We start from the raw sequence: 6751 nt of genomic DNA, 5'->3' as shown, positions 1-6751 counted from the left end.
TACCTTCTCCGCTGGGGTGGGGATAAGACCTCCCTCCCTTCTCTCTCTTCCCCCCCTCCCCCCCCCCCCCCCCCCCCCCCCTCTCCCCCCCCCCCCTCCCCCCCCCCCCCCCCCCCCCCCCCCCCCCCCCGGCGCCGTGCCCGTACAGCGGCTGCGGACGCACCGTCGTGCGCCCGGTACGCCTGTGCCCCCGCTGCGGCGCCCGGCACGCCGCGCTGACCCCGAACCGGTACGGCGCGCTGCACCACCGCTGCCGCTGCGGCACCCGTCTCCCCGCCGTCCTCGGCGTCCGCCGCCTGGACGCGTGCTGCCCGCACTGCCGGAACCCGCTGCCCGCCGGATACCAGCGGGCCCGCGTGGTGGTACTCGTCGGCGGCCCGCCCGCGCAGCGCACCGGCGTCCACCGGCAGGGCCTGACCGCCCTGGGCGCCCCGCCCGACAGCGAACCGCCGCTGGTGCGCACGGGCCGCTTGCCCCTGCTGTGGTTCGACCCGCCCGGTGACGCCTACCGCAGCCAGGAGTCGGTGGCCCGGCTGGAGATCCTGGGCCGGTCCGACGGGCTGCTCCTGGTGGTGGACGACCCGGCCGCGCACAGCGCCGCCGTGCACGCTGTCACCCGCGTGCTGCACGTCCTGAGCGCCCTGCCCGCGCGCCGCCGCCCACGCCGTCTCGCGCTGCTGTACACCCGGGCAGCCCGCGGTGACGACACCGCCGTACGCGCCGAGCTGGCAGCGGCCGACGGCGGCCATCTGCTGCGCGCCCTCGACGCCACCGGCATCCCGGTGCGGTGCCTCCCGGCCTCCGCTCTCGCCGGGATCCCGCAGTGGCTGGCCGGGACCCGCGGCACCCCGGGCCCGGCCGGGATCACCGCCCCACCGCCCGTGCGCCGTCCAGGAGGCGTCGTGGTGCGGCTGCCGCGCCACCGCGTGGCCCGCCACGGACTGCTGCTCGCCCACCTCGCCGGGTTCGCGGCCGTGCCGCTCGTCCTGGTCCTGCTGCAGGCGGGCGCCCTGCCACCGCGGGCGCTCCTCGGTCTGCCCGCCGCCTATGACAAGTGGCGGCACCCGCTGACCGGTTCCGTCCACCAGGTCGACCTCATGGCCGCCGCGACCCCCGACTGGCCCCGGATCAGAGTCAGTTACGCGGACCCGGGACACCCGCCCTCGGCGGCACTGCCCGGGCACACCGGATACTGGTCGGTCACCGGCGCTCCGAAGAAGGACAACTGGCTGCGCGTCGACTTCGGGATGCCACTGCCGCTGAGCGAGGTCTCGGTGGACTTCGACCCGGACAGCGTCGAGGAATTCTTCGAGCCGAGCTTCGACCTCGAGGGTCAGGTCGGCGCGCGTACCGTGTGGAGTCGCGGCTCCGGCGATTGGCGCGAGCACACGGTGGGAGGCAGCAAGTACCTCGCCACGACGTACGGCTACGACATCCCCTACCGGTACACCGTCGACTCCCTCCGCTTCGGTGTCGACTTCTCGTGGGACAAGCACAAGAAGAACAAGCAACGCCTGCGCGAGTTCAACATCCGCTGGGCCAGCTCCGACGCCCTGCGCCTGCACCCGGCCGACGGCGGCCGGCTGCGCATCGAGAACACCACCGCCCGCGACCTCGCCATCGCCGTACGGCCGCCCCTGCTGCCCGCCGGCTGGCACGCCACGCTCGTGGGACGCCCGCCCCGCGTGCTGCGGGCCCAGGACGCGTACGAGGCGCGCTGGCGGATCACGGCGCCGGGCGGCGCCGCGGGCCGCGCCCCGGTCGCCTACGCCGTCGACGCCACCGAGGACGGGCACACGGTGACGTCCCGCTGCCTGGCCCTGCTCACGGCCGCCGGAGCGTCCGAGTCACTCTGCTGAGGGCCGGGGTCCTGTCCGGTGCGTCCAGCGCGGCCCGGCGAAGCCGGCCAGCGCGCTGTTCAGCCGGTCGTCGACGTCCGGGGTGAAGCCGAGCGGCAGCACCAGGTACCAGCCGTCGCCCAGGCGGGAGCGGCGCGGTGGGCGCGGGGCGTCGGGGGTCGGCCGGACCTGGAGCGCGTAGAAGCCCGCGTCCTGCCCCCGGACGTTCACCCGGCGCACGGTGATCTCCTCGACGTGCCGCCAGGTGTAGGAGCGGCGCCTGCGCCCGGTGACGGAGGTGACGCCGTCCCGGGTGACCTCCAGCTCGATCCGCCGGCGCGGCATGAGGAACCCGATCACGGTGATCAGGACGCCGAGGAAAGGCAGCCACAGTATCGACGCCCACGCAGGGAGCTCGCGCCACTGGCCGGCCACGGTGAAGCGCACCAGGAAGACGGTCATGAGCGGGCCCAGCACCGCCCAGTGGGCCAGCGGCAGCCTGCGGGAGCGCCCACGGAGGTGGTAACGGTCCGCGGTGCTCTCCACGGTGAAGTCCCGCGAGGCCGCGAGCGCGAGGACGCGCGGCGGCTCGGGTACGGCCGCCGTGCCGCGCTCCCGGGCGCGCCGCCCCGCCAGATGCTCCTGGAGCCTGCGGTTGCGGAACCGGTACGTGCCGCCCGACAGTTGCAGCAGGCCCGCCGTCCGCGCGTCCCCGAGGAAGGTCATCAGAGCCCAGGGCACCCGTCCGGCCGCCGCCAGCGAGCACTTGGCGAGGATCCAGCGGCTCCACGGACTGAGCAGCACGAACATCGCGGACGCACCGGCCCAGGTGCCGAACGCCGGCCACCAACTGCCCGAGCCGCGCGCGTCGAGCCAGAAGAACGAACCGGCGCCGGCGCCGATGAGGGGGGCCACGAGCGTCACCGTGGTGACGAGCGCGGTCTGTTCGCCGCGCAGGAGTTCGCCGGGGGTGGCGGCGTCCACGGTGTCGGCGGGCGCTGCGTACACGACCATCAGCAGGATCGGCAGCACGGCACCGATCGCGAGCATGACCAGGGCCGGGTCCGGCGTCCAGAAGACGTACAGCCCGAGGAGGAGGACGACGAGGGCGGGGCCGCCGGTGAGCGCCGCGAGGCGGACCTGCGGGCCGACCCGCGCGTGCCGGTCGACGGAGCGCAGCGCGTGGATGAACAGCAGCGGGTTGGCGCTGCGGCGGGGCTCGGCGAGCCGCTGGCCGAACCAGCCCGCGGTGACGGTCCGCGCGAGCGCCGCCAGGATGACCCCGAACATGACGTCGGTCGTGACGCTGATGTGACCCAGCGGGGAGGTCTTTACATAGCCGGCCATGGCTGCCCGGATGACGAACGAGAGCAGGATGCCGGCCGCCATCAGCGCGGGCACCGCGAGCAGCCGGGGCAACGGCGCCGCGTACAGCCGCCACCAGGCGAGCTCGGACTCCTCCCGGCGGCTGAGCAGCAGCGCCAGGTACGACAGCCAGGCGTCCGCCCGTTCGGTGTCCCAGCGGCGGGGCGGGTGCAGCCGGCCGGGCTCCGGCGGCCGTGCCGGAAACGCGGCGGGCACGATCCGGTCGAGCAGGTGAGCCTCGACCGCCTCCCGGGTCGGGAACCGCTCCCGGTCCGCCAACTCATTGGGATCGGACGGGGGTTGCTCGTAGGAGCGGCGCACCAGCCACACCATCAGGGGACTGGTCAGGGCCCAGGAGACCGGTGCGGAGGGCTGCGCGCGGAGGGTGTCCAGCAGGCCGGCCCAGGCGGCGGCGCGGGCCCGCGGCCGGGCCCTGCGGAGGTAGCCGGCCACCTCGTCCGGACGCAGCGGCAGCGACTCGATGACGGTGGCGTGCCGCAGGCCCATACCCTGCCCGTCGAGTTCGGCGTACTCGGCCGTGCGGGAGACGAGCACGGCGTCCCCGTCGCCGCCGAGGCCGGAGTTGAGGACGTCGAGGACCTCGGCGCGGCGGTGCTCGGGGAGTTCGTCGAGGCCGTCGAGGACGGGCAGCACCCGCCGGTCCAGGACCAGCCGGCGGGCCGGGTGCACGCCGTCCACGGGCGGCAGACCGGGGTGGTCCTGGTGCAGCCGGTCCACCAGCCACTCGGTCAGCGACTGCCGCCGGGTGTCCCAGGACTCCAGCGACAGCACGAGCGGGATGGGCACCTCGTGCTCGCCCTGGGTGAGCCGGCGGGCGAGCAGTTCGAGGGTGAGCAGCACCGACAGGACGGTCTTGCCGGACCCCGCGGTGCCGAGCACGACCAGTCGCCGCCGGGGGCCGAGCCGCAGGAACGCCCCGGCGATGGTGTCCGTACCGGAGCCCGCCGGGATGTACTCCCCGGCGGACGCCACCCGGTGGCTGGGCGTCCAGCGCACGGGCAGCGGCTGCGGGTCGGTCATGTCCCAGGCGTCGGCCTCGGCCCGCCAGCGGTACAGCAGGCTGCGCGCGAGTCTCCGCTCGGCCGCCGCCAGCGGGGCGTCGTCATCGGGAGCGTCCACCCGCAGGCTGACGTTGAGGTCGCCCTGGAGGATCCCGATCTGGATCAGGTACTCGGCAGTGCAGTCGACCGCGGTGTTGGTGATCTGCGGCCGCTCACCGCCTGACCCCGTCTGCCTCGACATCTACGCCCGCCCCCGTCGTCGCCCGTCCCACTGTACTCATGGTCACCGCACCGTCACTGATGTCACTGATGCGGGATCAGGATTCCGTCGGCGTCCCGTGGAGCCGCACCGTGCTGAGGATCTTCATGATCGTCGAGTCCGGCAGCTCGCCCTTCACACCCGTGGCGCCGAACAGGCACCACGCGACGAGGCCGCCCGCGGAGTTCCTGAAGCCGAAGGCGACGGCCTTGCCGTCGGTCGCGCACTTGCTCTTGTCCGGCGTGTTCTCGGACCGGGCCCAGGCGATGCTGCCCTCGACACCGGACTTCGTCGTGTACGGCTTCGCCGTCCTGTCGGCGATGATGCTCTTCCTGTCGAGCTGCGTGTAACCGGCGTGCACCCACCCGTACGCCAGGTTCAGGGCGGCATCGCCGGTGCTCTTGGAGCCCTCGGCGCCCTTGGTGCCCGCCACCGCCAGCGCGGTGCTCTCCACGCGCCCGTCCTTGTCGGTGTCGGACAGGCACAGGTTGTCCCGGAAGATCGCCGGGGCGCTCATGGCGATGATGAGCTTGCCCCCGTTCTCGGCGCCGCCGTCATCGGCCTTGGGGTCGTCGAAGCCGACCAGCAGGCCCGGCGACTTGACGTCCCAGTCCGGCGGCACGTCGAAGGCCGTTCCCCAATCGGGGCTGACGACGACCTTCCACCCCGGGACGGTCGGCTTCTCCGCGGCCCCGCCGGACGCCGACGCGGATGCCGTCACGCTGCGCGGCGCACTCGCCGACGCCTTCGTGTCGCTGCTGCCGCCGTCGGCGTTGCCGTCCCCCAGGAGCAGCGAGCCGGTGACGCCGGCGACGACCATCACGGCCGTCGCCGCAGCGACCGCAACGGCCTTCGCCCGGTTCCCACCACCCCCGCCACCCGGCGGCTGTCCTGACCGCATGGTCAGCCACCCTAGTGAAGCTGCCCCTTGAGCGTCCTGTGCGAGAGCCCCGCCGTCCGAAAGGAATCGGCAGGGCTCTGACAACCGTACGAGCGTCAGACGCGCCGCTCCGATGAGGCCAGCCCGACGAAGCCCGCCCACGCCTCACGCGAGACGGCGAGCGTGGGACCGGCCTCAGCTTTCGAGTCCCGGACGTGCACAACTGCCGTGGCAGCCGCAACCTCGACGCAGTCGCCGCCCTCGGCTCCGCTGTAGCTGCTCTTGAACCAGGTGAGGCTGGAGGCGACGGTCGAGGACTCAGCGTTTTTCATAGCTCTCCCAGCAACCCTTCGATGAACGCCAACGACTCTCGCGGAGTGAGAGCCTGAGATCGGATAATCCCATAGCGGGCGGCGGCGAGAGCCGCTTGATCCGGGTCCGTCTGAAGAGCACTGGTGCCCTGGGCCTCGACATACACGAACTTCTTGCCGCCCTTTTGCGTGACGACTGTGAACGGCCCGTCCACACCCGCACTTTCCTCGCATCGAAGCGGCATGACTTGGATCTCGACGTTCGGTTTCTGACCGATCAAATGGAGTTGCTCCAGCTGCCCTCGCAGCACGTCCCTGCCCCCGTACCAGCGCCGCAACACCGACTCGTCCATCACGAAGCTGAGCAGCGGGGCGGGCCGCCGGTCGAAGATGTCCTGTCGGGCCAGCCGTGCTGCCACCCGCTGTTCGACGATTTCCTGGTCCAGGGGTGGGCGTCGCATCCCCAGCAACGCCCTCATGTACTCCTCGGTCTGGAGCAACCCCTTGACCACAAGAGTGTCGTAGGAGAGCAGCTCAACTGCCTCCTTCTCCAAGACCGCCATGCCCCGGAAGAACACCGGATACTGAGCCCGCTCCACCTGTTCCTTCCACAGGCACAGCAACCCGCCCGCCCTCAGTACCTCGTCCGCCCGCTCGATCGTCCGGGGCGACGGAATCCGCCTACCCTGCTCGAACGACGCGATCGTGGACGCCGAGTACCCGAGCCGCCTGCCGAACTCCTCGCGTTCCATCCCCTCCCGAAGCCGCAGGGTCTTCATGGTCTGCCCGAACGCGACGACGACACCCCTCCCCGCCTCGTCCTCCGGCCGCCGCCCGGCCCCGCCGTCGTTCTCCCAACCGTCCCCGAGACTCACGACCGCCGCTCCCGCGCCGTCGCCGTTCCCCTGCTCCCCGGAAGCCGCCTCGGCCCCCGCCGCCGCACTCTTGCGCTCACTCATCTCACCACCGCCTCTTGAGCCCAACGCCCCCGCGCGGGAAGCCGTAACGGCGCGCAGCTCGTACTCCTGCGTACAGCGTCGGTACAGCCGCCTCCTGTCCCTGCGGCGAGAGGGTGG

The 6751-nt window shown here is 72.9% G+C and carries 5 protein-coding genes; 1 reads left to right on the top strand and 4 read right to left on the bottom strand.

Annotated features, from left to right (window positions below):
• Positions 1–167 precede the first annotated feature (167 nt).
• Positions 168–1859 carry a hypothetical protein gene (locus tag ACZ5GT_RS06565; protein WP_469015434.1) on the top strand — a complete coding sequence of 564 codons (1692 nt, stop codon included), beginning with the start codon at positions 168–170 and terminating at the stop codon, positions 1857–1859.
• On the opposite strand, the gene ACZ5GT_RS06560 is transcribed toward ACZ5GT_RS06565, so the two are convergent.
• From ACZ5GT_RS06560 to ACZ5GT_RS06545, 4 genes are all read right to left on the bottom strand, one after another.
• The gene (locus ACZ5GT_RS06560; RefSeq protein WP_469015430.1) at positions 1848–4466 is read right to left on the bottom strand and encodes an NACHT domain-containing protein; all 2619 of its coding nucleotides are present in this window, start codon (positions 4464–4466) and stop codon (positions 1848–1850) included. The genes ACZ5GT_RS06565 and ACZ5GT_RS06560 overlap by 12 nt on opposite strands.
• 76 nt (positions 4467–4542) lie before the next feature.
• The gene (locus tag ACZ5GT_RS06555; protein ID WP_469015427.1) at positions 4543–5385 is read right to left on the bottom strand and encodes a DUF8017 domain-containing protein; all 843 of its coding nucleotides are present in this window, start codon (positions 5383–5385) and stop codon (positions 4543–4545) included.
• Between the two features lie 95 nt (positions 5386–5480).
• Entirely contained in the window at positions 5481–5696 is a 216-nt protein-coding gene (locus ACZ5GT_RS06550) for a DUF397 domain-containing protein (protein WP_469015424.1), read from the bottom strand.
• Positions 5693–6634 carry a helix-turn-helix domain-containing protein gene (locus ACZ5GT_RS06545; protein ID WP_469015421.1) on the bottom strand — a complete coding sequence of 314 codons (942 nt, stop codon included), beginning with the start codon at positions 6632–6634 and terminating at the stop codon, positions 5693–5695. The genes ACZ5GT_RS06550 and ACZ5GT_RS06545 overlap by 4 nt, the downstream gene beginning before the upstream one ends.
• Positions 6635–6751: the final 117 nt, after the last annotated feature.

This window comes from Streptomyces sp. NPDC031340 (assembly GCF_055569945.1).
This window is presented reverse-complemented; position numbering and strand designations above follow the sequence as displayed.